Origin of the sequence: Alcaligenes sp. 13f, assembly GCF_020496585.1 — a bacterium.
Taxonomy (GTDB): Bacteria; Pseudomonadota; Gammaproteobacteria; order Burkholderiales; family Burkholderiaceae_B; genus Alcaligenes; species Alcaligenes phenolicus.
This window is the reverse complement of the sequence record NZ_JAHKKC010000010.1, coordinates 26,703-51,850: the sequence shown is the minus strand read 5'-3', so window position 1 is coordinate 51,850 and position 25,148 is coordinate 26,703. Positions and strand designations below refer to the sequence as shown.

Sequence of the window (25,148 nt, the reverse complement as noted above, 5' to 3'; positions counted from 1 at the left end):
ACGATAGAATCCACAGCTCATCGTGCTCTTAGTCCGCCGTTACCTTGGCCTGAGCAACTATTTCCGGCTGCCCGCCTTGAAGCTTCACCAGCACGGCATCAAAGCCGTAGCCCTGGCGTTTTTCGTTGAATTTGAAGTTGCCATTGGGGCCGTTGTAATCCGTGGCCGGCAGTGCCAGACGAATCTTGTCCGGATCGGCTTCCCCTGCGCGTTCGATCGCGTCCATGATGATGTTCATCGCGTTATAGCCAGCTACCGAATACTTGCCGGGCAGCTCGCCATACTCTTTCTGATAGGACTGCACGAACTCCAGATTTTCGGGACGCTGCAAGGTGTGGGCATAAGGAACGGCAGCATGAATGCCTTCTGATGCAGAGCCCGCCAAATTCACAAAGTCCGCCGTCGCCCAACTACCCACGCCAAAAATCAGACTCTCCAGACCCACTTCCTTCATCTGTTTGACCAGAATCGAGCCATCCTGGGTTTCGGCTGCCACAAAAACACCATCTGGTTTGGCGGCTCGTACCCGCGTCAACAGCGTGTAGAAGTCCGTGGTGCCATGGTCGAAATACAGCTTTTGCACGGTTTCACCGCCCAGGGCTTCGATCTGGCTGGAGAACTCTTCCATGCCGCCTCGGCCCCAATCATCATTCACCCCGATGTAGGCGATTTTTTTCAGCTTGAGCTGCTCGACCAGAATCGTTGCGAAGGCATGGGCCAGCAAACCATCGGTTTCTGCGGTGCGGAAGAACCACTCATTGCCACGCTCGGTTAAATCACTTTTTGACGACACGCCCGAGAGCAGGGGCACTTTGTACTTTTGCGCCACGCTCATGGCTGCGATGGTGGCGGAGCTGCAAAAGGCGCCGGAGATAATCGGCACCTTGTCTTTCTGAATCAGTTTTTCAGCCGCGTTCACGGTTTTGGAGGGCTGACACTCTCCATCCTCAATAGCCAGTTCAACCTGTTTTCCCAAGACCCCGCCACGAGCATTTCGCTCTTTGACAGCCAACTTGGAGCCATTCACATCAGCCTCCCCGTTGTAGGCCACCGACCCGGTCAAAGGCTGAATCACACCAATCTTGATGGTTTGCGCTTGCACGGCCCCCACAGCACCCAGCGTCATGAGCAACCCCATCGTCAATATCGTCTTGCGCACCTTGTATCTCCTTCCTTGGTTTTTAATTAACTGATTGATTATTTCTAGTTTGAAATATTATTAACTGACTAGCCAATAAATAAAATATAGGGAATTCCCTACAGACTTAAAATAATTTTTTATTGTTATCTATCAGTCACTTAATGGATTTCCAGCAGTTTTCATGGATGATGGAGGCCAGGCGAAACCTGCTTGCCGGCTTAATCTTGGTGACAACACTCAAGTGCTATTTGAAGGGTATACCAAAGGTATTTCAGCTACCCACAGACTGGCTACGAACCGAAAACCCGATGTCTCAGCACATAGATAACCAGCTCCCTTTTCGGGTCACTAGGCCTCTTTCTGATGATGAAATTCCGCCCAAAAGCTGGCCTCACTAGAGACACAACCAACAAGCTCTGAAGGTGGCAGTTCCCTTCTTGAAATCGCCATAAAAAAGCGGACCTGATTTGACATCAGGCCCGCATTCCCACTTTTCTGCGCTAACAAGTTTTGTGCTGCTAGCTGCTACTAGCCGTTGCTCCCCATGTTCCATAAGAACGAAGTCGAAGCGCTAGCCTTTACTCATCGGACTTGATGAACACCGCTCATCACAAGCAGGCGTATGCATCAACACCCTGAGTCTTACTGCTGCAAATACCCCGACTCCTTGATGATGGGTCCCCAAGTATCCAGATCATCCTGAACAATGCGCGATAGCTCCTGCGCATCGCCCGACTCGGGTCGGAAGCCGATCGGCACAATCGCGCTTTCAATGCGTGGCAGCTTGGCCACTTCATTGAAGGCATCCTGGAACTGTTTGACCATCTCCGGCTCCATGCCCAGCGGGGCAAAAATCCCCATCCAGCCCGACGCTTTCAGGTCGCCATAGCCCATTTCTGCAAAGGTGGGCACGTCTTTCAAGATAGGCAGGCGTTCCGCACCGGTAATCCCCAGCACCCGCACCGAACCGGCGGCAACGTGTTCGGTAATCATGCCCACCGCGTCCACGCCAGCAGGAATATGGTCACCCAGCAGGTCGTTGATCAAAGGGGCTCCCCCTTTATAAGGCACGGGGGACATCTGGATATCGTTCTTCTTGGCGATGCTGTAGCCAATGAACTGAGGGGCGCTGCCGGGGGCGGGAATACCATAGTGGCCATACTTTTCCGGTTCTTTGCGCACCAGCTCCACGTACTCCTGCAAGGTATTGGCAGGCGTGGTTTTACCCACCACAAAGATATGTTCGAACTTGGCGATCACGGCTACCGGCGCAAAATCCTTTATTGGATCGTAGCTGACCGTTTTTACGGTCAGGGGCAGGGTGGTCATCATGTGATTATTGGCGACCAACAGCACCGAGCCATCGGTAGGCGAGCGCAAAAATCCTTGAGCGGCAACCTGCCCGCCCGCGCCTGCGCGGTTATCCACCACCACATTCACTCCCAGCTTTTCACGCAATTGCTCGGCATACACCCGCGCGACGGCATCCGCTGTTCCTCCGGCCGGATAACCTACGACCAAACGTATGGTGTCCGGCAATTTGCTGGCAACAGACATGCCTGTTGCCAAGGCCAACGCCGTTCCCAGCAAAACCTGCGCCCATTTCTTTTTCATTACTTGTCTCCCTACCTCTTGATGACGCTATTAAAGTTCTACTACTCGTCCATTTCCTTGTGCGGCATGACGGCTTAACAAGGCGGCCGCCGTCAATACGTCCTCGAATGCCAAGCCCAAGGATTTAAAAATCGTGATTTCTTCATTGTTGATGCGGCCTGCGGCTTGCCCCTCCAGAACGGCACCCAGCTCGTTCAACTCGGTATCCGCCGACAAGTAGCCCTGCTTACACGCATTCAAGAACTCGCCCGACTCGTTACGAGTGGATTGCGCACGGTCCACAAACAAACGGCCTGCCGTCATGGTGGGGCCATCCAGTTCACTGCTGGCGGGTGTGCTGGAACCCATGGCGGTAATGTGCGTGCCAGGGCGCAGCCATTCGCGCTGCAAGACAGGCGTGGCAGAGCTGGTGGCCGTCAGTACCATATCCGACTGGGACACGGCTTCCTGGGCCGAGACTCCGGCTATCAAGGGGCAATCCAGATACGCCTGGGCTTCTTCAATGAAATGCTGAGCCGACTGTGCGGAGCGGGTAATCACAAATACGTTGCTCAAGCGACGCACTTGCGCCACGGCACGCAACTGCCACAAGGCCTGATGCCCGCCACCAAACAAGGTCAGCACGCTGGCATCCGGGCGCGCCAGCATGTCGGTGGCCAGGCCACTGACCGCTGCGGTACGCAAGGCCGTCACGCTGCTGGCATCCAGAATGGCACGTGTTTCGCCGGTCAAGCCGCTCATCAAGAGCACGCAGCCTTGATGGGGGTCCTTACCCAGGCGCACATTGTCTGGAAACAGGGTGCCCATCTTGGCACCGTACAAAGGCTCGGGATAAATCTCCGGCATGTCGATGCAGGCAGGCATCATGCCCAGAAAGCCGCTGGACAAATGGCTGCGCACAATCGTACGCAAGGGCTGGTCAATACGCCCTTGCTGCATGGCGATAAAACCCTGGCGCATCAGATCAATCGCCGCCCCCATATCCAGCCCTTCATACACTTCCTGGGCTTTTGCTACATAAACGCTTAGCTGCATGATTAGCCTTGCGCCAGTGGCGTGGTGATATGGCGGATAAAGGTGTCGGTATCCGTATTGGAGCCGCAAAACAACACGCCCACTCGTTGCCCGGCCAGATGTTTGCGCAAGGGGAACATCAAGGCGGCTGTCGCCACCGCGCAAGCCGGTTCAGTGGCCATCTTGAATTCGTTGAACAGGAAGTGCATGCCAGCGCGGATCTGGTCGTCGTTGACGGTCACCAGCGTATCGATATTGTCCTGACACACACGGAAGCTGAACTCGTCAGTATGCGGAGCCATCAGACTGTCTGCGATGGACTGCATGGCGCCGATTTTTTGCGGCTCGCCAGCCTGGCGGCTAAGCGCCATGACGTTTGCTCCCACAGGCTCGATGCCATAGACCACGCAATCAGGCTGCCACAGCTTGACGGCAGCCGACACACCGGCGGCCAAGCCACCGCCCCCAATGGGCACCAGCACCGCGTCCAGCTTGCCCGCTTGCTGCAACCATTCGTAGCCCAGCGTGGCGGTTCCCAGCACGGTGGGGTAGGTGCTGAACGGATGAATGAAGGTCTTCTGTTCGTTCTTCTCTATCTGACGCACCAGTTCAAACGCCTGCTCGCCATTGTCAGCAAAGACGATCTCGGCCCCATATTCGCGGCACAAGGCTACGCGGGCCGGGCTGGCGGTCTTGATCATCACGGTCTTGGCTTTCACCCCCATTTGATGGGCGGCGTAGGCCACAGCGACAGCGTGATTACCTGCAGAAACGCAGGTCACCCCTTGCTGGCGAGCCTCTTCGGACAAGCTCAGCAAGTTAGTAAAAGCACCGCGTGCCTTGAAGGTACCCGAGGCCTGCAGATGCTCGAACTTGAAATTGACGGCGCTGTCCAGACGCCCGGTCTGATAATCGAGCACGGGCGTCTGGCGCACATAGGGACGCAGACGCTCATGCGCCTGCACCACGTTTTCCTTGGTAACTTTTTCTATTGTCATGGGTTTGCGTTGAAACCTGTTTGTCTGTTTTTAAGAGGCCACGGCCTGGCTGCGAATCAGGGCGCGCAAGAACTGCTCGCACTGTTCCACCTGGGCCAGTTCCACGTATTCATCGGGGCGGTGGGCCTGCTCGATATTGCCGGGACCACAAATAATCGAAGGAATACCGGCTTGCTGGAACAGACCTGCTTCGGTGCCGTAGGCCACTTTGCGTACCGTGTCATCCCTTGTCAGTTCGCGCACCAGCTTGGTGATGGCGGCTTGCTCTTCGGGATTCAGGCCGGGGGCGCTGGCCAGCTTTTCCAGTTCCACCAAAGCATCGGGATGCTCGCGACGCATGGCAGGCAGGACTTTCAAATCAATGAATTCACGGATTTCCTGCAAGATCGGCTCGGGGTCCACACCGGGCAGATTGCGGTATTCAAACTCGAATTCGCACAGATCAGGCACCGTATTCAAGGCGATACCGCCCCGAATCATGCTGGTCTGCAAGGTGGTGAAGGGCACATCGAAATCGTGGTCGTAGGGGCCCATGCTCTTGTAGTCGTCGGCCAGATCACGGATGGCGGTAATGATGCGTGCCGCATGTTCAATCGCGTTCACACCCTTGGGGGTCAGCGAGGAATGAGCGGCATGACCATGTACGCGGCAGCGATAAGCGTTAATGCCTTTATGCGCCACGATGGTGCGCATGCTGGTGGGTTCACCCACCACGCAGCCTTCCGGTTTCACGCCACGGCGGACCAAGTCATCAATCATGACGGGCGCGCCGACACAACCGACTTCTTCGTCGTAGGAGTAAGCCAGGTGGATGGGTTTGGCCAGCTTGGTCGCCAGCATTTCAGGAACCAATTGCAAAGTCACACCGACAAAGCCTTTCATGTCGCAAGTACCGCGGCCATACAGGCGGTCGTCGCGAATCTCGGCTTTGAAAGGGTCACTACTCCAGTTCTGGCCATCGACAGGCACCACATCAGTATGGCCCGACAAAACAATGCCACCCGTACGCGTGCCATCGGCTGCCGGAATCGTGGCAAACAGATTGGCCTTACGGCCACTGGCGTCATGCGTCAGCACGGTTTCCAGCCCTTGCTGCTGCAAATAGGCCTGTACGTCGTGAATCAGTTCCAGGTTAGATTCCCGGCTTGTCGTATCATAAGCAATCAGTTTTTGTATCCATTCCACCGAGGTAGAGGGATAAGCAGTAGGATCAAACAACGCAGTCATGCCTTCTTTCTCCCAGCGTAAAGCGTGTAGTTCTATACAATAGGACAGAGTTTTCTTATAAGAAAATTAATATTATTTATAAGAAGATGGTTTATTACTTCTTTAGGTTATGACAAAAGACTTAGCCAACACCGCCCCCAACTTATTGAGCAAAACAGCCATGGGGGCGCGCATACGTGATGAACGCAAACGACAGGGCCTGACCCTGCTCATGTTGGCACGCTTATCCAATGTGTCTTTGTCCACTCTATCCAAGGCAGAGCGCGGCCTGATTGGCCTGAGCTATGAGAAATTCCTGGCCGTCAGCCGGGCCTTGAAAATGGATTTGTCCGACCTGTTCAAGACGCCACGCGATCAGAACGAATCCGGCATGGATATTCTGGTGGGACGAGCCTCGCGCACCGTGACCTACCATGCCCATCGTTATGAGTACGGCATGCTGGCATCGGAGTGGATCAACAAGAAAATGACGCCCATGCACGGTCGTGTATTGGCCGGTAAACCGCGCGATGCCAGCGACTTCAGCCAGCACGAAGGCGAAGAGTTCATTTTTGTGATTGAAGGGCAGTTGACCATGCAGTTCCAGGACGGCCGCCGCCATGTGCTGCAAGCGCGCGACAGCATCTACTTCAAAAGCAATCTGGGCCACCTGTACCTGTGCGAACACGGGGAGAGCGTGGAGATTCTGGTGGTTTGTGTGAACAACCACTAGGCTCAATAGGCGTAGACAGCTGGCTTCTGTCGCTTTGGTGACATACCAAAGCGCTTGTTTATCTGCTTTGTCCCCGATTAGATAGCCCAGATGTCTGCTGGATTGCCTGATTGCCTGATTGCCTGATTGCCTGATTGCCTGATTGCCTGATTGCCTGATTGCCTGATTCTCAATAGCCTAGGCTACAGGTATATAAACACCAGCGTTTCAGATACCAACAAGGGCTAGTGTGCCAAGCCCGAACCGTCTACCTGCTCCATTACAATACGGCTCTGTTCCGCGTCTTTGATCGATCTGCCCATGTCCAGTTCTTCCCCTATTGTGGCTATTGCCACCGCCCCCGGCCGGGGTGGTATTGGTGTCATCCGTGTGTCCGGCAAGGAGCTTGATGCTCTGATCCAGACCCTGTTTGGCCGCACGCTGCAAGCGCGTCATGCGCACTTTTTGCCCTTCAAGGATGCACAAGGCGAGGCAATCGACGAGGGCATTGCACTGTTCTTTAAGGGCCCGCACTCCTATACCGGCGAAGACGTGCTGGAGTTGCAAGGTCACGGCGGCCCGGCTGTTCTGCGCCGCCTGCTAGATCGCTGCCTGGAAGCGGGTAAAGATCAGGGCCTGCGCCTGGCCGAGCCCGGCGAATTCACCCAGCGCGCCTTCCTGAACGACAGACTGGACCTGGCCCAGGCCGAGGCCGTGGCCGACTTGATTGACGCTTCCTCGGAGGCCGCGGCCCGCAGTGCCGTCGCCTCCCTGTCCGGCGTGTTTTCCAACAACGTCAACGCCCTGGCCGACCGCATCATTCACCTGCGCATGCTGGTAGAAGCTACGCTGGATTTCCCCGAAGAAGAAATCGACTTCCTGGAAAAATACCAGGCAGCGGCCACCCTGCAAGGTATACAGGACGAGCTGGAACGCATCCTGCAGCATTCGCGTCAGGGGGCGATCCTGCGCGAGGGCCTGCACGTTGTACTGGCAGGCCAGCCCAATGTGGGTAAATCCAGCCTGCTCAACGCCCTGGCCGGTGAGGATGTGGCCATCGTGACCGACATCGCCGGCACCACCCGCGACCGCGTCATGCAGCTGATCCACATTGATGGCATTCCGCTACATATCGTGGATACCGCCGGTTTGCGTGAAACCGAGGACACCGTAGAGCGCATCGGTATCGCCCGTACCTGGGACGAAATCGCCAAGGCGAATGTGATCGTGCACCTGCTCGATGCACGCAACCCACAAGACGAGCTGGACAGTGCCATTACCACTCGCCTGCCATCACACGTACCCGTGCTGCGCGTCTATAACAAGATAGACTTGCTGACAGCTGAGCAACAGGCCGCCTTGCCCGCACAAGAGAGTGGCGCCACTGTGCTGCCAATTTCTGCCCGTAAGGATATCGGCCTGGACACGCTGCGCCGCACCTTGCTGGATATCGCAGGCTGGAACCCCGGCAGTGAATCCCCCTGGCTGGCGCGAGAACGACACCTGCGGGCCCTGGAGCGCGCGGAGTACCACCTGGGCCTGGCTGCGGAACACGCCACACACAGCGATCAGGTATTGGATCTGTTTGCGGAAGAGCTGCGTCTGGCACATCTGGATCTGTGCTCGATTACCGGCGAGTTCAGCAGCGATGATTTGCTGGGAGAGATTTTCTCCAGTTTTTGTATTGGGAAGTGAGACGGGGTCTAGGGATGTCCACCTAAGTCTGCTGATGTGCCTGTATACCGCATAAATACAGGGATTTTTGTCTACTGAGTGATTCGGTGATACAGTCAAAGCCATCACTATTCGGGTCCATATATGGGTCCAAATTCACCGAATAGCCTTACTATTGACTTTCATGGACCCAAAGGAGGTTCCATGTCTCTCACAGATACCGCACTCAAGGCGCTCAAGCCCAAGGATGCCTCTTACATCGTCAGCGACGATCGCGGGCTGTACGTAGAAGTGCTGCCGAGTGGCAGCATGGTCTAGCGTTATCGCTATCGGCTGGATGGCAAACGGGAAAAACTCACACTCGGTAAGTACCCGACCCTTACCCTGAAAAACGCTCGCCTGAAGCGGGATGAGGCGGCTTATCAAGTGGCGATTGGTCAGTCGCCGGCAAAGAGGAAACAGCAGGAGAAAGTGACTGGCGCAGAAGACACCACCATGGCCAACTTCGCCAAAAGCTTCTTCAAGGACATCCAGTCACGCGACCGCAAGAATGTGACCATGCCTCGCCGCTACCTGGAGAAGGACTTCCTGCCGCACATCGGCAGCAAACCGGTCCGGAACATTACCGCCGAGGACATGCGCGGCGTTATCTGGCGCAACAAGGAACAAGGCTTCGATGCCGCCGCCGGCTAGGTACGCGGCCTGCTCAAGCGCATGCTTGACTACGCGCTGACCTGCGGCCTGATCCAGGCCAACCCGGTCATGGCCCTGCCAATACGGCACGTCTACCGCGCCGCCGCCCGCGACCGGGCGCTGACGCCGGACGAAATCCGGCAGTTCCTGCGCGCCATGCAGACTTCCAACATCCGCCGCCAGTTCAAGATCGCCTTCCAGTTGATCCTGATGACCCTGGTGCGCAAGTCCGAGCTGATGCTGGCGCAGTGGAAGGACGTGCATCTGGACGAAGGCGAATGGCACATCCCGGTCGAAAACTCCAAGACCGGCAAACCGCACATCGTCTACCTGTCCACCCAGGCGCAGACGCTGTTCAAGGAACTCAAGCCACTGGCCAGCAGCAGCGACTGGGTGTTGCCGGGGCGTGGCACCCTGGCCAAGCCCTTCGCCAGCAATGCGCTGAATCAGGCGCTGAAGGTGTCATTGCAGGGGCAGCAGATCCCTGCTTTCACCATCCATGACCTGCGGCGCACCGCCTCGACGCTGTTGCACGAACAGGGCTGGCCTTCGGATGTGGTGGAAAAGGCGCTGAACCACACCATCGGCGGCGTGCGTGGCGTGTACAACCGGGCTGAGTACGCTGAACAGCGGCGGGAGATGCTGCAGGCGTGGGCGGATTACATTGACGGGTTGGCGCCATCGGCCAATTTGGTGGTGTGAGTCCGGCCGGGGCGCTGGCGGCCTTTTCCTTTTTTAGGTAGAGCCGTTGCCCCTTGGCCTCCATTACCTTACCTTTCCTTTCCTTTTTGAGATCCATTGAGCAAAAAGCGAATACGGCTCGATACTCAATGATCAGCCGCCAAACACCCCATTCTTGAATTTGGCATAGTCAAACAAGAAAGGAAGATTGCAGCCGATTATCTATTGCTGTGCAGCACTGCTGTCCGTAGCCGCATGAGGAGACATAGGGCCTTCTGGCTTTTTGGTAGCGGCGGCGCGTTGAGCTGCTTCCAGCTCCGAGATACGTTCCCCAAGGACGTGTACTTGTTCTCGAAGCGTTTTGTTCTCGTGTTCTGCAGCAGAACGCTGCTGATTCCCTTGCTCGATGGCTGTCAGCAGCTTTATTTGCCACTGATCCTCGGAGGAACTGCTTTCCCGGTCTTGAACGTAAGCGAAACCAGAGACGATCAAGGCAAACAAGGCCAAGACCGCCGAGCTGCCAACCGACCACACCGCGATAGTGATCTGCTTACGCGTGGACTGATCGGTTCTTCGGTCACGTTCGTCCATCTGCTCCATCAGAGTCGTTGCTGCCTCCGCCAAGTCCTTGAGGGTCTTGGCTGACTCTGCGGTCATCTGTCCCGTCAGGCGCGTCAACTCCATTTCTTCGGCGCGCTCTTCCGCACGCTCGCGCGCTTGTTCTGCCAGTAGATCGTTTACCCTGCTGAAACGATCCGTTTGAATAGGATGGATTTCGAGTGGTACCGGCTTTACGAATTTCGTCAGCTCGTCGTAGGCGCTCAAGGTTGACCCTAAGGCCGACGTGCTCTTACGGACTTGATCGAAAAGGCCACGGCTGGAACCGAGCAACGACTCGTGCAATCGCTTCGCGCTCTGGCGATAGTCATCGACTTCAGCCTTGAGTAGTCGCACCAGATAGGCCGACGCCGTTTCACGCGTTTCTCGCACGGCAGGTTTCCGCTCTTGTGAGTTTTCGCGGGTCGTCTGCCATGCTGGCGACTGCACATAGGCGTCAGCAATCCGCTCAATCTCGTCGTTCGGTAGACCAGCAACAATCGCGGCATCAAGCGGGATGCGCTCCGGTGCTTCGTCGGATTCGACGGTCAAGCTGCCAATGCTCGGCAGGAAAGCCCTGATCTGGCTGACAGCATCGCCGGGTTCGAGCTTCTCGAAATCGGTCATGTCTCGCACACGCAGGGGATACAGGTAGATTCGTCCAGCTGCTGTCTCCACATCCGTGGCTGGCTTCGAGCGAAGCAGCAGCTTCAGTGACTTCTTCTTAGGCTCTTCGCCAGGCGGTGGATTCGATGCCGTCATTGTCCAGATCTCGTTCTCATATCATGCTGCGCAGCGCCACGAACTGGTTACTCGGTCCTTCCGCACGAAGGCTCAGACTCGCACTGTTCGACACCACGTAGCCCAATGGCTGCGTCAGGGTGAACGGGAACAGCACTGGCAGCGACTGCAGGCTGGGCAGCGAAACAGGCTTGCCGGAGTAGCGCACTGCCGCCTCGATCAGCCATGCCGTGAGTTCGTCGTTGTCGATCACGGTTGGGGCAAGCCGGATCACGCGCTTACCTTTTTCCACGCGTTCTACTGCGCCCCAGCTCGCCTGGCTCTGGATGACCATGTTGGTCATGCGCCGGGTGCCTTCGCGCTCGCCATAGGTTTCACTCATGCGCCGGTGAACCTCGGCGGATGCACAATCGCCCTGGATGGCGGACAGGCGACCCACCAGTTCGGCCACCTTGCCGAAGAATGGGTAGGTGGCCACGGCCATGCCCCAGCAGAGCGCGGCGACCGGAATGTCCGGCTGCGCCTTGTGGATGGCCATGCCGCTATCTGCGTAATCCACCAGCTCGGCGCGTGGCTCCAGCCACAGCCGGTTCAGTACGGTGCGGGTTTTCTTCTTGGCTTCTACGCCAAGCTCGCTGGCGTCGAGCAGTGCATTCAGATCATCTAGCCCAGCCACACCTGTACGAACATTCAGTGCTGCGGCTGCCCAATCAAGCTGAATGAACCGATCAAAGCCGATTTGCGGGGCTGATGCGTTCATTCGTTACCTATCAAATAACTGACTTTCACAAAGGGCACGATCAACTCTTCGACCGATACCCCGCCGTGGACGACCACTTGGTCGCCCGCCGGCACAAAGGCTGTTCGTCCGCCTGCGAACAGCGGCATGAAGTTCGCAGGAAGGCCTGCGACGTCCAATCGGACGGTATTGGGACAGGCCACTGCTGAATCAATCAGCAATGGCTCACTCCGGTAGACCCGCACGCGCTCGCCGCGCGTTTCGGCAATCACGCCCTGGTTGGGCCTGCCAACGCCAGTGGCCTCCACGTTGCCGTGATCCGCCGTGAGGTAGATGTGATAGCCCTTGTCCAGCAGCATCGAAAACAGCCGGTCAACAAAACCGGTCGTTAGCCAGTTGCCGATCCACATTGCCACGTCTTTCTTGGATCGCTCCTTGTGGAGCCGCTCATCCACCTCATCAATGACGAGGCCTACCACCTTCGGACGGCGGTCGTTCAAGACAGCCTCAAGCACGTCCAGTTGATCAACCTGGCGCAGCGCGCGTCGGTACATCACCTCATTCGAGTTGACGCCCTCGTTCTGCCAGAACGTCTTCCACAAGGATTCCTCTTTGTCCGTTCGGTCGATGGAATCCTCGAACTCGCGCGGTTTCAGGCCAGAGAACAACGCCTGGCGTGATACCGATGTCACTGTCGGCAACCATGCAAACGCAGCGCCCTCGTCAAACGCGAATCGCTTTGTGGTGGCGCTCAGGTGCTCGCGAATCTGCACCCACTGGTCAAAGGCCAACCCGTCAAAAACCAGCAAAGCCAGCTTGGTTTCCCCAGCGGATCGCCGATGACGCAAAAAGCGCGGAACGTGGTGCACCATCACCGGGCCTTTGGTCACTGGTTGCAGGATCAGGTCGGCGTAATGCTTGGCTGCCACCCAGGCTTGCAGATGCTCGTCTGACTGCGCCTGCAGGGTCTTGATGCGATCTTGAATTGCCGTGAGATGTCCGCTGACTTCCGTGCCTGGTAGCCCATGCGTGCGGGCCTGGATCTCACCGTAGCGCTTGGCGAATTCGCTCCAATCTTTGTGTGAAGAGGCTGCCGTTGGCGTTGTCTCGATCAGGCCATCGATGCCTTTGAGTACCAAGGCTTGCAACGCCGCCGGGTCCTGGACGACCCCGGCCTTGACCCAACTCGGCATCTCCGCCGGAACGCTGTGAACCGCCAGCGGATGCAAGCTGCCGTCGAGAAACATGGAATCGACCAGCACCTGCACATCGGAGTGGTCAAACGGAATCTCGATCTTAGCCACATAGTCAGGTGGTGACGGCTCCCCTGTACGGGTGCCATCCAACCCCAATTTCGACAGGTAGCGATACCACGCATCCTGCACTACGCGCAGCAGCGCACTTTTGGAGGTCAGCCATGTGGCGACGGGAAATTTCGCGAACAAGCCCTTGCCTTGAATGATGCTTGCCGCGTGTTGGGCGAACAGGGGTGGCAACGAACGGTTGGCGAAGTGCATTCGCAGCAGCTCACGCCAGAAGTCCACCGGGTTACGGATAGATCGGGACGCAAACTGGTAGACGTGTTCGAGGATGAAGTCCTTCGACTCGTTTTCACCCCGAGCCGACTGCAGCTCAGTCTGATGAGCCTGAAACAGCTCGGCAAAATGCTCTGGCTCGACTTGCTGCACCGCGCTGTATGCCAGCCTGGGAAAAATTTCAGCAAGGCTGAGCCGAACCACACGTCCGTGATGCACGATGTCCCACGGCAAGGCATTCGCATCGGCACTGCGTAAATGCAAAACCAGCGAAGATGCAGGCCCTGGGTCACCCCGATCCCATGCTGCGCGATAGCGCTCTTCGTACTCCGCACGGAAGGCAAACGGGTCTTCGTACAGCATCAGCTCGAAGCCCCGGCTGCGCAGCTCAGACAGCAGCTTTTCGTCCAGCAGTACATCATCGGGGTCGCATGCCACCCACAACCGGGTGAGATCGGCGGTGAAGTGGCTCAGGATGCGTTCCGTCCACAGGCTCATGCCTCACCTCCGACGCGCACCATCATCATGGCGTTCAAATCCGGCACACTGACCTCCATGTCGTCCAATGCGGCCATGCGGGCCTCGTGTTCCTGTTGCAGCCGCTTGCGGCGGTGCTCGCGCACGGCAGGCAGGCCAATTCGCCCGATAGCCTGGCCTCGGGCCTCGAAGGCATACAGCGTACGCTCGCGTTCTTCCTTCAACCGAGCGCGGTGTTCGGCCAGCAGTTCGGTGAAGATCCGTTCACCCTGGGTACTGGCCGCAGCATGGGATGCCTCAAACCACTTCGCCGACGCCTCGGTGCCGGTCACCGCATGCACGTTTACCGTTTCAGTCAGCAGCAAATCCCACACGCGCTTGGCGGTCGGTACGAAGGGGCGGCCTTCCTCATTGATGAACACGGGCAAAAAGCGCTTGCGGCTCAGGCCCTCAGCCGCCAGGCTGATCTCCCACAGCGACCAGATGCCGCGTACCGAATCCGGCAAGCCGGTGACGCGGATGACCGGCAGCGGCTGCCCGGCGACAAAACGCGGCAGCTCGCTGATCACCGCCCGGGCGCGCGGGTCTTCCATGGTGATCCATTCCAGCTCCGGGTTCTCATCCGCCGAGCGGGCGTCAAAGCAGGCCTGTACCGATTCGCTGCCGTCCGCCCATTTCACCCGCCACGCCTTGCCAGCCTTCGTTGCCGAGCCACCGCGCACAGCCAGCCCGCTGGTGATGGCACGTTCCAGCCAGAACTGCGCCGGGTGGTCGCGCCATTTGCGGGCATCATCGGCATCCAGATCGTGTTCGGTGGTGAGCAAGTCGGAGGACTTCTTTGAGTCCGCCAAGGTAGAGCGCAACTGAGACACCGCGTCATCGCACTCCTGCTCGATGGCGTTCGGGTTCTGCAAGCCGCGCACGAACAGTTCGTCGAAAATCGGGTCAGCCTCGACCGAATCCATCACATCGGCCGCCTTATCGACGCCGAACTCCTGCGCGATGACTTCCAGCTTTTCCTCCAGCACCTGACGCACACGATGCTCGACGGTGTCTTCAAGCACGAAGTTGATGGCGCGCACCACATGCTTTTGGCCGATACGATCCACCCGGCCAATGCGCTGCTCGATCCGCATGGGGTTCCACGGCATGTCAAAGTTGACGATGACATGGCAGAACTGCAGGTTCAGGCCTTCGCCACCAGCGTCCGTCGAAATCAGCACGCGCACATCACTGGAGAACGCCTGCTGCGCACGGGTGCGGGTTTCCAGATCCCTACTGCCATTGAGCGCCGTCACCGAGAAGCCGCGGCTATCCAGGAAATCGGCCAGCATCGCTTGCGTGGGCACGAACTCGGTGAAGATCAGCACCTTCAGCAACGGGTCGCCTTCTTCCTGCTGCAGCTTGTAGATCAGCTCCAGTAGCGCCTCAGCCTTGGCATCCGTACCAGCAGCCTCGGTTTCCCGCGCCAGCTCCAGCAACATCTCGACTTCGGACTTCTCCATCTCCCAACCGCTGGACTGCATGGCCAGATCCACCTGTGACTGGCCATCCAGGTCCGCCCATTCGTCGGTACTGGTGTTCTCGAACAGATTGGCCTGGGGCTGCGGCGCATCGAGCAGCGCTTGGCGCATTTCCAGTGTGGTGCGAATGGCCGCCGTACTGGATGTGACCAGCCGCTGCATCAGAATCATCAAGAAACCGATATGGCGCTGTTTGGCGGCCAATGCCTGGTTGTAGCCGTGGCGCACATAGTCGGTCACTGCCTCGTACAGACGTTGCTGTGCGCCGTGTCGCGCCTGCCAGGCCACCGCCTGCAACCGGGTCACACGAGGCTTGAACAGCGGCTGGCCCTCGGCGTTGATCGATGCACGCTTTTCGGTACGGATCACGAACGGCCGCACGCGCTCACGATTGACGCTGCCTTCATCCGGGAACGCTTCGCGGTCCAGCAACTGCATCAAGCGCATGAACTGATCTGTCTTGCCCTGGTGCGGCGTGGCCGATAGCAGCAAAAGATACGGTGACGCCTCGGCCAGCGCCGCACCCAACTTGTAGCGAGCGACCTGCTCGGTGCTGCCACCCATGCGGTGGGCTTCGTCAATGATGACCAAATCCCACGACGCCGAAATCAAATCCTCGAAGCGCTCTCGGTTGTAGGTATTGAGCTGCTCCAGACTCCAGCCACGCCGACTTTCCATGGGCTTCACGGAATCCAGCGAACAAATCACCTGATCGTGCATGCGCCACAGGTTGTCTTCCTCACCCGCGCCGCCGCTGCGCCACTGGCGGAAAGCAGCCAGCTCGGACGGTTCGATGAACTGAAACGTCTCACCAAAGTGCAGACGCATTTCCGCCTGCCATTGGCGCACCAGCCCCTTGGGCGCCACCACCAGAATGCGCTTCACCCGGCCACGCAACTTCAATTCGCGCAGCACCAATCCAGCCTCAATGGTTTTCCCCAAGCCCACCTCATCGGCCAGCAGGTAGCGGATGCGATCGCGGCTGATGGCGCGGTTCAGCGCATAGAGCTGATGCGGCAACGGCACCACGCTGGACTGGATGGGTGCCAGCAGCAGGTTGTCTTCCAGTGCATCCAGCAGTTTGGCGGCTGCCGTGGTGTGCAGAATCTGCTCCACGCTCGGCCGCACACTTTCCAGCGAGGCCAGGTCCAACGCTCGGGCACGCACCACCGCATCCTTGGCGGGCAACCACACGCGGTAGGCCACCTCGCCCCACACATCTTGCCGCTCGATCACGCGGCACGGCGACGCCTGCCGGGTGAACCAACACCAATCGCCAATAGAGAAGCTGCGCTCGGTTTGCGTCATTGGCCCACCTCATCGCGCAGTGCTCTGCCTTGTGCGGTCAGGCGATAGCGTTGTTTGCTGCTGTTGGGCTTGTCAGGGACGGTCATTTCGACGAGTTCCAAGGCCAATAAAGGTGTCAGCACCACCTCGCGGAACTTGCTCCTGTTGCTGCGTCCGACCCACTGCATCAAGGTGGCAACATCGTGTTCATCGGTCATTTGCGACAACATCGTGTGTTGCTCGGCACTGAGTCCCGACTTAAGCCCGACTTGGTCCCGACTTGGTCCCGACTTGGCCCCGGCTTGGTCCCTGGCCTGCGCTTGCGCCTCTTGGGCAAAGCGCTGGCGAATTGCCTCGCGGGCTTGAAACTGGGTCTCGCTGAGCGGATCGAGCAACTGCTGCCGCACCAGATGGTCAGCCACCGCACGGGCTTGCTGGGTGGTGCTGATACCCAGGCTGCGGATCGCCGTGAGGGTGAGCGGCTCGCCCTCTGGTAGCGACAACGACAAAGCCAGCACATCCGCCTGCTCGGGCGTCAAGTTCGCCCCCAGGGTTTGGCGCAAGCGCTGCATGGCCTCGGTGACCAAGGGCTTGTTGATCAGCACCAGCTCAAAATCCTTGCGCGCCTTGTCGTTTTTCAACTGGGGTGGGGTACGCCCCAGTTCATGCCAGTTGCGGAAAATGGCGCGAATGCCGGTGCCCGCCTGATCCGACAAACCAATGCGGCGAAACGCCTTCACGATGGCCGGGTTGCGCACTTCCTTTTCAGTGGGATCCAACAGCTCGGCTTCGGTCGCAAAGGCATCGCCGGGGTTCCAGAACACCGTGCGGTCGGTAAACAACTTGATGGAGGCCTTGCGCCCGTGGTCACCATAGTCCTGGTGGATCAGCAGGTTGATGGCCGTTTCACGGAAGGCCACATAGTCGGGCGGGTCATCGTTGCGCCGCAGCGTCGTCGGGTCGAGCGAGAACGGATGCTCGGCAATGCGCATGTAGCGCGCCACCAGGCCCTGCCAAGTCTGAAAGATGTTCTCCTCGAACACATAGCGGTCATGCCAGCGCTGCTCAGCAGACCATTGGTCAAAGGGTGTGTCGATACGCTGGTAATCCAGCACCGGTCTAGGCAGAATCTGGCGTACAAAACGGCCCGTGCCAAACAGCAGCACGCCCGCACGAGTGGGGTGCAATTTGCCGCCTTGCTCGACCACAAAATTCCAGTTCAGCAGGAAGGCAATCGGATCGGTGATCTCGGCGTGCTCAGGGTTACGCCGGGCAAACTGGGCCTGATACCACTTGACGGTATCCAGATCAAAGCAGGCGTCCGCAGCAAGCTCGGTCAGCACCGTGCCGTCATACCGCTCTTGTGCCGCGTCACGTAAAAAACGCTCCAGTTCGCTTTGGGTGAACTGTTCGTCGCCAGCGCCACGTCGCAAATAACTCTGGCGCGGGTCGCCCTTGAGGTAAACCGGCTTCTCCAGGCGCGGCATTTCCGGGATGTGGAAGGCAAACACATGCTTGCCTTCCAGCTCAAAGCGATGGGGCGTTACCCTGATCACCCGGTTCAGCTTTTGCCCACCACGCAACACCGCCAGAAAATCGTTCTGAACCTTGTCCGGCTCTTCAACGCCGGTCACTTCCAGCCGGCCATTGGCCTCACTGACGCCAAACACCAGCCAGCCGCCTGCCGTATTGGCAAAAGCAGAAACGGTTTTGTAGGCATCTTCCGGCACGGCACGCTGCGCCTTCTTGCACTCGAAATCGTTCCATTCGATACCATTGAGTCGTGCCAGTAGTTCATCCTGATTCATCGAGCGGCTCCGCGTGGGGTCATCAGATACCGTCCTCGGTACGGGTCAAGGCGAGGTCGTACAGCGTCAGCAGCTTTTCGTCCTCTTGAAGAGCCGCGTCGGGCACTTTGGAAGCGATGTCGATGATCGTCTGATAGTCCTTATTGCCCCATGCCGTTCTGAAACCAGCGCGCAGCGCTTCCAGGCGGAACTCCTTCAGACGCCGCCCCGTGAATGCCCGATACTGATCGAACTCCTTGAGCAAGGCCTTCTCGCGTTTTTTCTCCAGGTCTTGCGCTTTGTTCGGGTCGGGCACGTACCAGCGGTCCTTGGCTTTCGCCACAAGGGCTGGACTGCTCTTCTCCAAACCCCGCAAATCCTTGTGGTTGGTCGAGAGGTAGCTGTGGATCTGGCTTGGCACATCACCTGTGCCGTCGTACTGAATGAAGTTGTCTTCGAGCAGGGCGGCAAGTTCCGGCTTCGATTCGTGCTTCTTCCAACCTGCCCCGAGCTGGCTTATGAAGTCGGTGTGGACCTCTTGATAGGTTGACGGGCGGCGTTTCAAGAAGTCGGTGAGCCAATCAATCGCACTACGCTCGTCGGAAACGAACATCTCCATTTGGGGCGCTTGGGCAACCTGGGCTCGTTTCCTGTCGTACTCGGCAACCTGATCCGGCAAGAACACCATCCCATCGCGATCCGCAAAGCGCTGGGTAAGGCCAGCCTGGAACTCATGGGTGGACATGGGAACCGGGAAGTTGTGTCGTACAAACCAAGCCACCATCCGATCAAAGATGATCCGAGGATCGCGCTCAGCGATAAACTCAAGATCACCAGCCTTGACCTTGACAGTTGGCAGATAGCTCAGGTGCGTTCGCACGAAATCCCACACTGACTCCTCACTGCCGCCGGCTCTGGCGAAACGCTCCTCAAGACCACCATTTGGCTTGTAGGCTGAAATCACGAGATCTTGCTTCACAGCGGTTGTTGTAGTGACCGCTTTAAAGCTTCCTTGCTTTTTGTCTAGAGCAGAAACATTGGCGACAACAAATCCCGCCTCCTGAAGAGCAATCTGAATCGCATTCCACACTGATGCCTGCGTATTAGAGAACTCGATGGTCATCCAGCGCCCGGGCTTTAGAATTCGATAGGCTTCTGCAAAGCAGGCGGTCATGAGATGCCTGTAGTCATCGAGACTTTTCTTGTGCGACTTATTTTCAATCGCCTCTGGCTTGTTGTTGGTTATTACTTTTAGCCAGGACTCCCACAGGAAATTCAGCTCCGAGTAGTTGATGTTCGCTCCGAAAGGTGGATCGAAAAATACATAGTCAGCACTGTTTTCCGGCATAGTTATCAATGCGTTATGGCCGGTAGTAACGCACTGACTCTTTAGCGCTGCTTTGTAGGCGCGTCGAATCATTTCGACTTTCTCGGCAAAAGCATTGAATACATTTTGCTCGCCCTGGAGCGAAGGCACGTACAAGGTTCCAGCGGTCCAACCCTTCATAGGCCCTGTCGATTTGTCGAACCATGCTGGAGCGCGAAAACGAGACATCCGCGTCAGCACAGAAAAACAATCGAGCAACGCCAACTTCAGGAGGGGAGACGCAGCTTCTTCAGTCATCTGGCGCATTAGCCTTGAAATGACGTGAAGATTTCTTTGCGTAAAGAAATGATGAACATGCGTCATGCCTATAGGGTCATTTCTACGCGATTCACCACCCTCCATCATCCTTTCTGAAGGATACCAGTCACTAATTGGTTTAGAGGCGATCTTTTCAACCAGTTGAAGATCAAATTCATCTGGCGCCTTCTCGAATCTGGACTTACCTACACTGTAGTTTATTAGTACCGGAACCTGTTTTGCCTGACGAACTGTCTGCTTGAGTGACTCATCAAATAAAGTTATCCATGCACGATCCAAGCTTCGCTTGGTGATCTGCGCAGAACAATGCGGGCACTTGAATTCATCAAGGATCTGCTTTCCCACCTGATCAACAGCCGCATCCCAAAACACTACTTCGCCCGCGCACTCTGGACATGTGAAAACATCTGACCAAACCGTGTAATTAATTCGTCCCTTGATCGTGCTATCAATATGTTTGGTCTCGTACATCCATCCGAGGTTCTTTTCGATCTCCCCTAGGACTCTTTTGGCCTGTGCGTCGAAATCCAGCGCGTCGACCTGAGTGTTGTAGTTGTACGCAATGAAAGTTGCCGCAGTAGACAGATCATTCAATACCGCGTGCCGTGCACCGATTTTCGAGAACGCCCGCCAAGTTGTTTTTCCATCCTCTTGACGTGGTTCGAGGATCGTTCCATCTACTTCAACCCGGTAGCCAAGTGAAGTAACAACCGATCTATCACCACAAAGCTGAGCGGCAACGCCGGTCATTCCAGTGCCGCAAAATCCATCAAAGACCACATCGCCAGGCTGCGTGTAGTGCAGGATGTACCGCATAATTGCCTTGTGCGGCACTTTCGTGTGGTAACTGTGCGCGTTGTAAATCGGGTCGTTCTTTCCTTCGCTGACATCTGCGGCAAAGGGCTCTTTGCTGTACGGAACAGATGCATCGTAGGGCTTGCCGTAGTGCCGGACGAAATCCTCGATAAACGGATTGGGACACGCCGTGTAGTACGGTGGGTCTGAAAGCGCCAGGATTTCTTCATCCGAGCCGATAGGAAAACCTTCGATTTTCCGGAAATCAGGATCTTTGAGTTTCTCGGCAAGCAGCTTCAAGTAATGCTCGCGGCGAGCCTCATCACTTGGGAACGTCTGCCCGAGACATTCAACTGGGCCAGAGTTTTGTTGTGAAGTACTAAATAGATCAGTCATTTTTTTCCTCGGCGATTTGAGCCTTGATTGCCGCGCTCGCAGACTGCTTGACTGTGGCAGTCAGTTTGTCGATGGACTGTCGAATCCGCTCCAGTTCTTCCACCACAGGATGCTTGGGCACACTGGTGCCGATGTAGGGGCGGAGATCTACGTGGGTCTTTTCGCTGTACTTGTTTTTCCCATACTCGTATTCGGCAGATACTTGGAACGTATGTGGGCAAATCGCGGGATCAGCTCCGTTTGCAAATATATCGAAGCCCACTCCAAGATCGAACAGCAGCTCCGACATTGGCGGCAGGCAGTCGATAGATTGCGAAAAGGCAGATTGCTTGGCGAGGTTGCGACGGTCAACTCGCTCGCCAAACTGAAAGAAATCTCGATCCAGGCGTAGCCGAAGATTCTGCGCAGGCGAACGTCCCACATTCTTGATCAGCAACTGGATGACAGGTGTGCCCATGCGCACCTGCACAGTCACGGCGACAAATGGACGATTCTGATCTGCCATCTGCTCACGCATGGCACCAACTGCCGCGCGGTTGGCGCGCAGGATAAAAAACGTGAGTCCTGCAAATATCGCGGTCAACAGGACGTTGACCAGTGTCAGCCACTCCGGCAAGTTCGCAGGCATCATTAATGAGGCGACATCATTCATTGAGTGTTTCCTCTTCTACTTCTTGATCATCGTCTCGGGGTTCGTCGGGCTTTTTCGGCTTGATCGCAATGGCTACCGCTTTACCCGTTTCCAGAGTTACTCGAATGACGTCTCGAAGCACCTGCGACTGACTGGGTGTCGTACCCACCCACGCCTTGGACACCACGGTGGTAAATGCGGTGTTGTCGAAATGACGCTTTGCGTTTTCGTAGGTGATCCGCAGACCACCCCTCGGCCCCTGGATGCCGGGGTCGTTCTCCAATAGCTTCCAGTAATCCAGCGGCAGGTACATGCCCGGCACCAAGCCCACGTCATCCGGGTTGAATACAAGCCGGGAGCAGAGCTTGAGAAAGAACGGATTTTCGGTCAGCCGGTAGCCGCCAATGTCGGTGTTGGGCGCACATGCCTTCAACGTGCCGAGCATGGCATCCATGCGGTCGATTTCTTCCTTCAACTGCGCGTCGGACAAGCGATAGACGGCTTCGGCTGGCCTGTTGCGCCTGTCTTCGCGCTCCATCGCCTTGTACTGGACCATGACAAAGCTCTGGTAGGTTTCGTTGAAGTAGATGAGATCGGTGCCGGTTTGCTCTTCGAGCGGAAGGCGATTGGCAAGAATGACGGTGAGGCGTTCCGACGTTTCCTCCGACTCGAATACCGCTGCGCCATAGGGGTAGGTCTTGACTACCTCAAAGCCCGGTAGGTTTAGCAGGTCGTTGACCACCATCAGATCTTCGCGCAGCCGAACGCTGGGCAAGCCGTCCAGAAAGGAGACCGGTGTTTTGTCCGAGGGCGCCCACTCCTGAACAGGGTCGCGGCTGAGTCCGGCAATCGACAGCGCCGTCAGAACAGCTTCTTTCTGCTGTGCCAGGTTCTCCCTTGCCTTGTCTGGCAATCGCCGGATGCGGGCAGTTCTGGTTTCACTGAACCGATCCAGCAAGGTGCTGGCTTGGGGCGCAAGCTGGCGGAGGGTTTCGACAACAGCGGAGAAGCCTTTCTCGGTCAATAAACCGCCCGACTGGAACCGTTTGCGGATGGATGCTGCGTTACGCTTCGGCAAGCGGTTGAGCAGCTTCCGAACTGATATTGGCTCCGACAGTTCTTCCGCTTTGTCGATGTTCAGTCGGCTCAAGCCCGTACCAGCGCGCACGCCGCGACGTCCCAGGCCAATGTGCGTCAACTTCCCAGCATTAACCACAAAGCAAACCAGTGGTGCTGTTCGGCTGTGTTGAAAGTCGGCGACAGGCTCGGCAAACGTCCGCTCTTCGGCCACACATTCACGGAATGTGTCCATCCGATCTTTCATGAGGAATACGGCGAAGCCGCTTGCCTTGGCCATTTGACTAGTTGCCTGTCTGGCCTGTGGCCTGTTGTGCGGCGTATTCCCTCATGCCATTGCGCAAGATTTCGAGGAATGTGTGGTTCCTGCTTTCGGCATCTGCCACGATGGCATCGAAGGACACGACGAAAGTGGGAGTCGGAACCACAGTTCCATCCGGTCGTTCGGTTCTGAATTCCTGGTAGTAAAGCTTGCCCATGGAGAACAGTGGCGCCCAATTTTGCTGGCGCAGCCGAATTCCCATCGTGTCGCTGATCTGGATGACGGCGTAGTACCAGACTCTCTGAATGTTGGGGCAATGTGCCGTCAGTTTTACCGCCCGATCAAGCAGTTGATTGATGGCATATTGGTTTTCTTTTTCATCGTCCGTTTTCTTCTTTATTTCGATGACGACTACGTCCACTGCGCCGGCATCTTTTGGATCGGCGGAGAAGATCATGGCAATATCTGGCCTGCCTGCATCCTTCTCGCTTTCTTCATCAAGCCGTATGGCATTGACGACGGTATCCATCCGTTGCTCGCTCAGGATGGTACGAAACACCATGAACTTGTCATCGAGCAACCAGGCGTTGTTCTGATAAACCTCCGAAGGCATGGCTTCTTTCGAAAATTCCTTGAATCTAGGAACGATAAGGTTGTGTATTTCGGATTCGGCATTGTCGGCCGTCATTTCCTTCATGCGACCGATGATCTTGTCGCGGTACAAGATGTATTCGGTCAACGTGCGCGATGACAGTTCCAGTGACTTCTCATACGCTGCTTCGGTCAGTGTCTCGCATTGCAGCACCTGCTTCTGAGCACGGAAGAACTTCTGCTGCGCGATCTCCAGAGCATCATCACGATCAATCAAGCCAACGGTATCGTTTTCGAAGTAGCCCAGGAGGTGCGGGAATTGCTCCTCGAACTTTTCCTTTACCTTCTCGTTCTTCTCTGTGATTTTCGGAATCTTGTCTGCCAGAATCTTTCCAACCTCTCGGCGCAAGACACGATAAAGACTCGCTTCTTGGAGACCGTCCGGAAATATCAGCTTTTGGCGCGAGCTGTCGGCATTGGAGTGAAACATCTCCGACTCGAACAGGAACACACCCATATAGCCCGTCGGAAAAGACGAAGCTGGTATCAGGTTCACGGGAATTGTCCGGCCATCAATGTTGAAGGCGACGAGCAGGCTCCCTTTGCCGGAAACCGGCTCAACGTGATAGTGCATATCAATGGTCGAGAACGCATCCAGAGAGTTATCTTGGATGGTAATTTTGGTCATTGAAGGCAAATCATCAGGTGTGATCGTCACCTCATGTGGAAAGAACTCCTTCTGCGGGTTGCTCTCCGTGGTTTTCAGGTTGATCCAAATCCTGAAAGCCTTGCCATCACGTTTGCGCGCATCCAGCGTTGGCAGGAACTGCTCAATCAAGAGAGGTTTGATGGCATCTGGCCTCAGATTGTCATAGGACTTTACGCGAGACCCGGAAAATCCAGTGAATGTCAGCGTTGTTTTGGCATCCTGTGCTTGCTCAAGCTGTTGGAGTGGCGCGTTGTCGTCAAAACCCTCTTTAAAGACAAATTTCCTCTGCCACCTGTCCCTCATGCTGATAACTTCAACGCGATCAAAATAGTTGAGAAACACCAAGCGTCCAATCCCTTTGTGGAACTTGTCCCTGGGCTTCAACAAGGTTTTGAAGCGATCGAAGTTTTCATCGTTGAATCCATCGCCGTTGTCCGTAACGGTGATCTTCAACGTGTCAGGCTTGTCGTATCCCTGCACATCAATCTCAATGGACACATCGGTCGCACCCGCATCCAGCGCATTGGCTAGGGCTTCGAAATAGACCAATGTCAACGATGGGTTGGGGAAAAACAGCCTGATGGCCCCAGCGGTTTCAATATCCATTGCCTTCCTCCATTGGG

At 56.6% G+C, this 25,148-nt stretch carries 18 protein-coding genes and 1 pseudogene; 5 read left to right on the top strand and 14 right to left on the bottom strand.

All coding sequences use genetic code 11. The features are described 5' to 3' along the window. Positions 1-28: 28 nt before the first annotated feature. The 5 genes from KOE80_RS10280 to argE form a co-directional block, all read right to left on the bottom strand. Complete coding sequence (locus KOE80_RS10280) at positions 29-1,159, bottom strand: ABC transporter substrate-binding protein (protein ID WP_226349074.1); 1,131 nt, start codon at positions 1,157-1,159, stop codon at positions 29-31. A 624-nt stretch (positions 1,160-1,783) separates the two neighbouring features. Beyond that, entirely contained in the window at positions 1,784-2,755 is a 972-nt protein-coding gene (locus KOE80_RS10275) for a tripartite tricarboxylate transporter substrate-binding protein (protein ID WP_026483987.1), read from the bottom strand. A gap of 30 nt (positions 2,756-2,785) precedes the next feature. Then, positions 2,786-3,790, bottom strand: a complete 1,005-nt coding sequence (locus KOE80_RS10270) for an ornithine cyclodeaminase family protein (RefSeq protein WP_226349073.1) — start codon at positions 3,788-3,790, stop codon at positions 2,786-2,788. Positions 3,791-3,792: 2 nt separating this feature from the next. Next, a complete protein-coding gene (locus KOE80_RS10265; RefSeq protein ID WP_226349072.1) occupies positions 3,793-4,767 on the bottom strand; it encodes a threonine/serine dehydratase in 975 nt (324 codons plus the stop codon). A gap of 30 nt (positions 4,768-4,797) precedes the next feature. Beyond that, positions 4,798-5,994 (bottom strand): acetylornithine deacetylase, encoded by a 1,197-nt coding sequence (gene argE / locus KOE80_RS10260; protein WP_035274907.1) that lies wholly within the window; start codon positions 5,992-5,994, stop codon positions 4,798-4,800. A 109-nt stretch (positions 5,995-6,103) separates the two neighbouring features. On the opposite strand from argE, the gene KOE80_RS10255 reads away from it, so the two are divergent. From KOE80_RS10255 to KOE80_RS10235, 5 genes and pseudogenes are all read left to right on the top strand, one after another. Further along, positions 6,104-6,706, top strand: coding sequence for a helix-turn-helix domain-containing protein (locus KOE80_RS10255; protein ID WP_022983402.1), 603 nt, complete (start codon positions 6,104-6,106; stop codon positions 6,704-6,706). Positions 6,707-7,006: 300 nt separating this feature from the next. Further along, positions 7,007-8,380 carry a tRNA uridine-5-carboxymethylaminomethyl(34) synthesis GTPase MnmE gene (gene mnmE / locus KOE80_RS10250; RefSeq protein WP_009461414.1) on the top strand — a complete coding sequence of 458 codons (1,374 nt, stop codon included), beginning with the start codon at positions 7,007-7,009 and terminating at the stop codon, positions 8,378-8,380. Positions 8,381-8,563: 183 nt separating this feature from the next. Next, positions 8,564-8,677 carry an Arm DNA-binding domain-containing protein gene (locus KOE80_RS10245; protein WP_226349071.1) on the top strand — a complete coding sequence of 38 codons (114 nt, stop codon included), beginning with the start codon at positions 8,564-8,566 and terminating at the stop codon, positions 8,675-8,677. 12 nt (positions 8,678-8,689) lie between these two features. Continuing rightward, positions 8,690-9,052 (top strand): annotated as a pseudogene (locus KOE80_RS10240) (integrase arm-type DNA-binding domain-containing protein); the annotation flags it as partial. 21 nt (positions 9,053-9,073) lie between these two features. After that, positions 9,074-9,754, top strand: coding sequence for a tyrosine-type recombinase/integrase (locus KOE80_RS10235; protein ID WP_226349070.1), 681 nt, complete (start codon positions 9,074-9,076; stop codon positions 9,752-9,754). Between the two features lie 201 nt (positions 9,755-9,955). Here the strand turns inward: KOE80_RS10235 and KOE80_RS10230 are convergent, their stop codons facing one another. From KOE80_RS10230 to KOE80_RS10190, 9 genes are all read right to left on the bottom strand, one after another. Further along, entirely contained in the window at positions 9,956-11,092 is a 1,137-nt protein-coding gene (locus tag KOE80_RS10230; protein ID WP_226349069.1) for a hypothetical protein, read from the bottom strand. Positions 11,093-11,108: 16 nt separating this feature from the next. Continuing rightward, the gene (locus tag KOE80_RS10225) at positions 11,109-11,831 is read right to left on the bottom strand and encodes a hypothetical protein (protein WP_226349068.1); all 723 of its coding nucleotides are present in this window, start codon (positions 11,829-11,831) and stop codon (positions 11,109-11,111) included. Further along, entirely contained in the window at positions 11,828-13,843 is a 2,016-nt protein-coding gene (gene pglZ, locus KOE80_RS10220; protein WP_226349067.1) for a BREX-3 system phosphatase PglZ, read from the bottom strand. Before pglZ ends, KOE80_RS10225 begins: the two co-directional genes overlap by 4 nt. After that, complete coding sequence (locus KOE80_RS10215) at positions 13,840-16,581, bottom strand: DEAD/DEAH box helicase (protein WP_226349066.1); 2,742 nt, start codon at positions 16,579-16,581, stop codon at positions 13,840-13,842. Before KOE80_RS10215 ends, pglZ begins: the two co-directional genes overlap by 4 nt. 68 nt (positions 16,582-16,649) lie before the next feature. Continuing rightward, complete coding sequence (locus KOE80_RS10210) at positions 16,650-18,440, bottom strand: RNA-binding domain-containing protein (protein ID WP_226349065.1); 1,791 nt, start codon at positions 18,438-18,440, stop codon at positions 16,650-16,652. A gap of 22 nt (positions 18,441-18,462) precedes the next feature. Further along, positions 18,463-21,255 (bottom strand): DNA methyltransferase, encoded by a 2,793-nt coding sequence (locus KOE80_RS10205; RefSeq protein ID WP_226349064.1) that lies wholly within the window; start codon positions 21,253-21,255, stop codon positions 18,463-18,465. Further along, positions 21,248-21,907, bottom strand: coding sequence for a hypothetical protein (locus KOE80_RS10200; RefSeq protein WP_226349063.1), 660 nt, complete (start codon positions 21,905-21,907; stop codon positions 21,248-21,250). Before KOE80_RS10200 ends, KOE80_RS10205 begins: the two co-directional genes overlap by 8 nt. Continuing rightward, the gene (locus KOE80_RS10195) at positions 21,900-23,243 is read right to left on the bottom strand and encodes a hypothetical protein (RefSeq protein ID WP_226349062.1); all 1,344 of its coding nucleotides are present in this window, start codon (positions 23,241-23,243) and stop codon (positions 21,900-21,902) included. The genes KOE80_RS10200 and KOE80_RS10195 overlap by 8 nt, the downstream gene beginning before the upstream one ends. 4 nt (positions 23,244-23,247) lie before the next feature. Further along, entirely contained in the window at positions 23,248-25,131 is a 1,884-nt protein-coding gene (locus KOE80_RS10190; RefSeq protein ID WP_226349061.1) for an ATP-binding protein, read from the bottom strand. Positions 25,132-25,148: the final 17 nt, after the last annotated feature.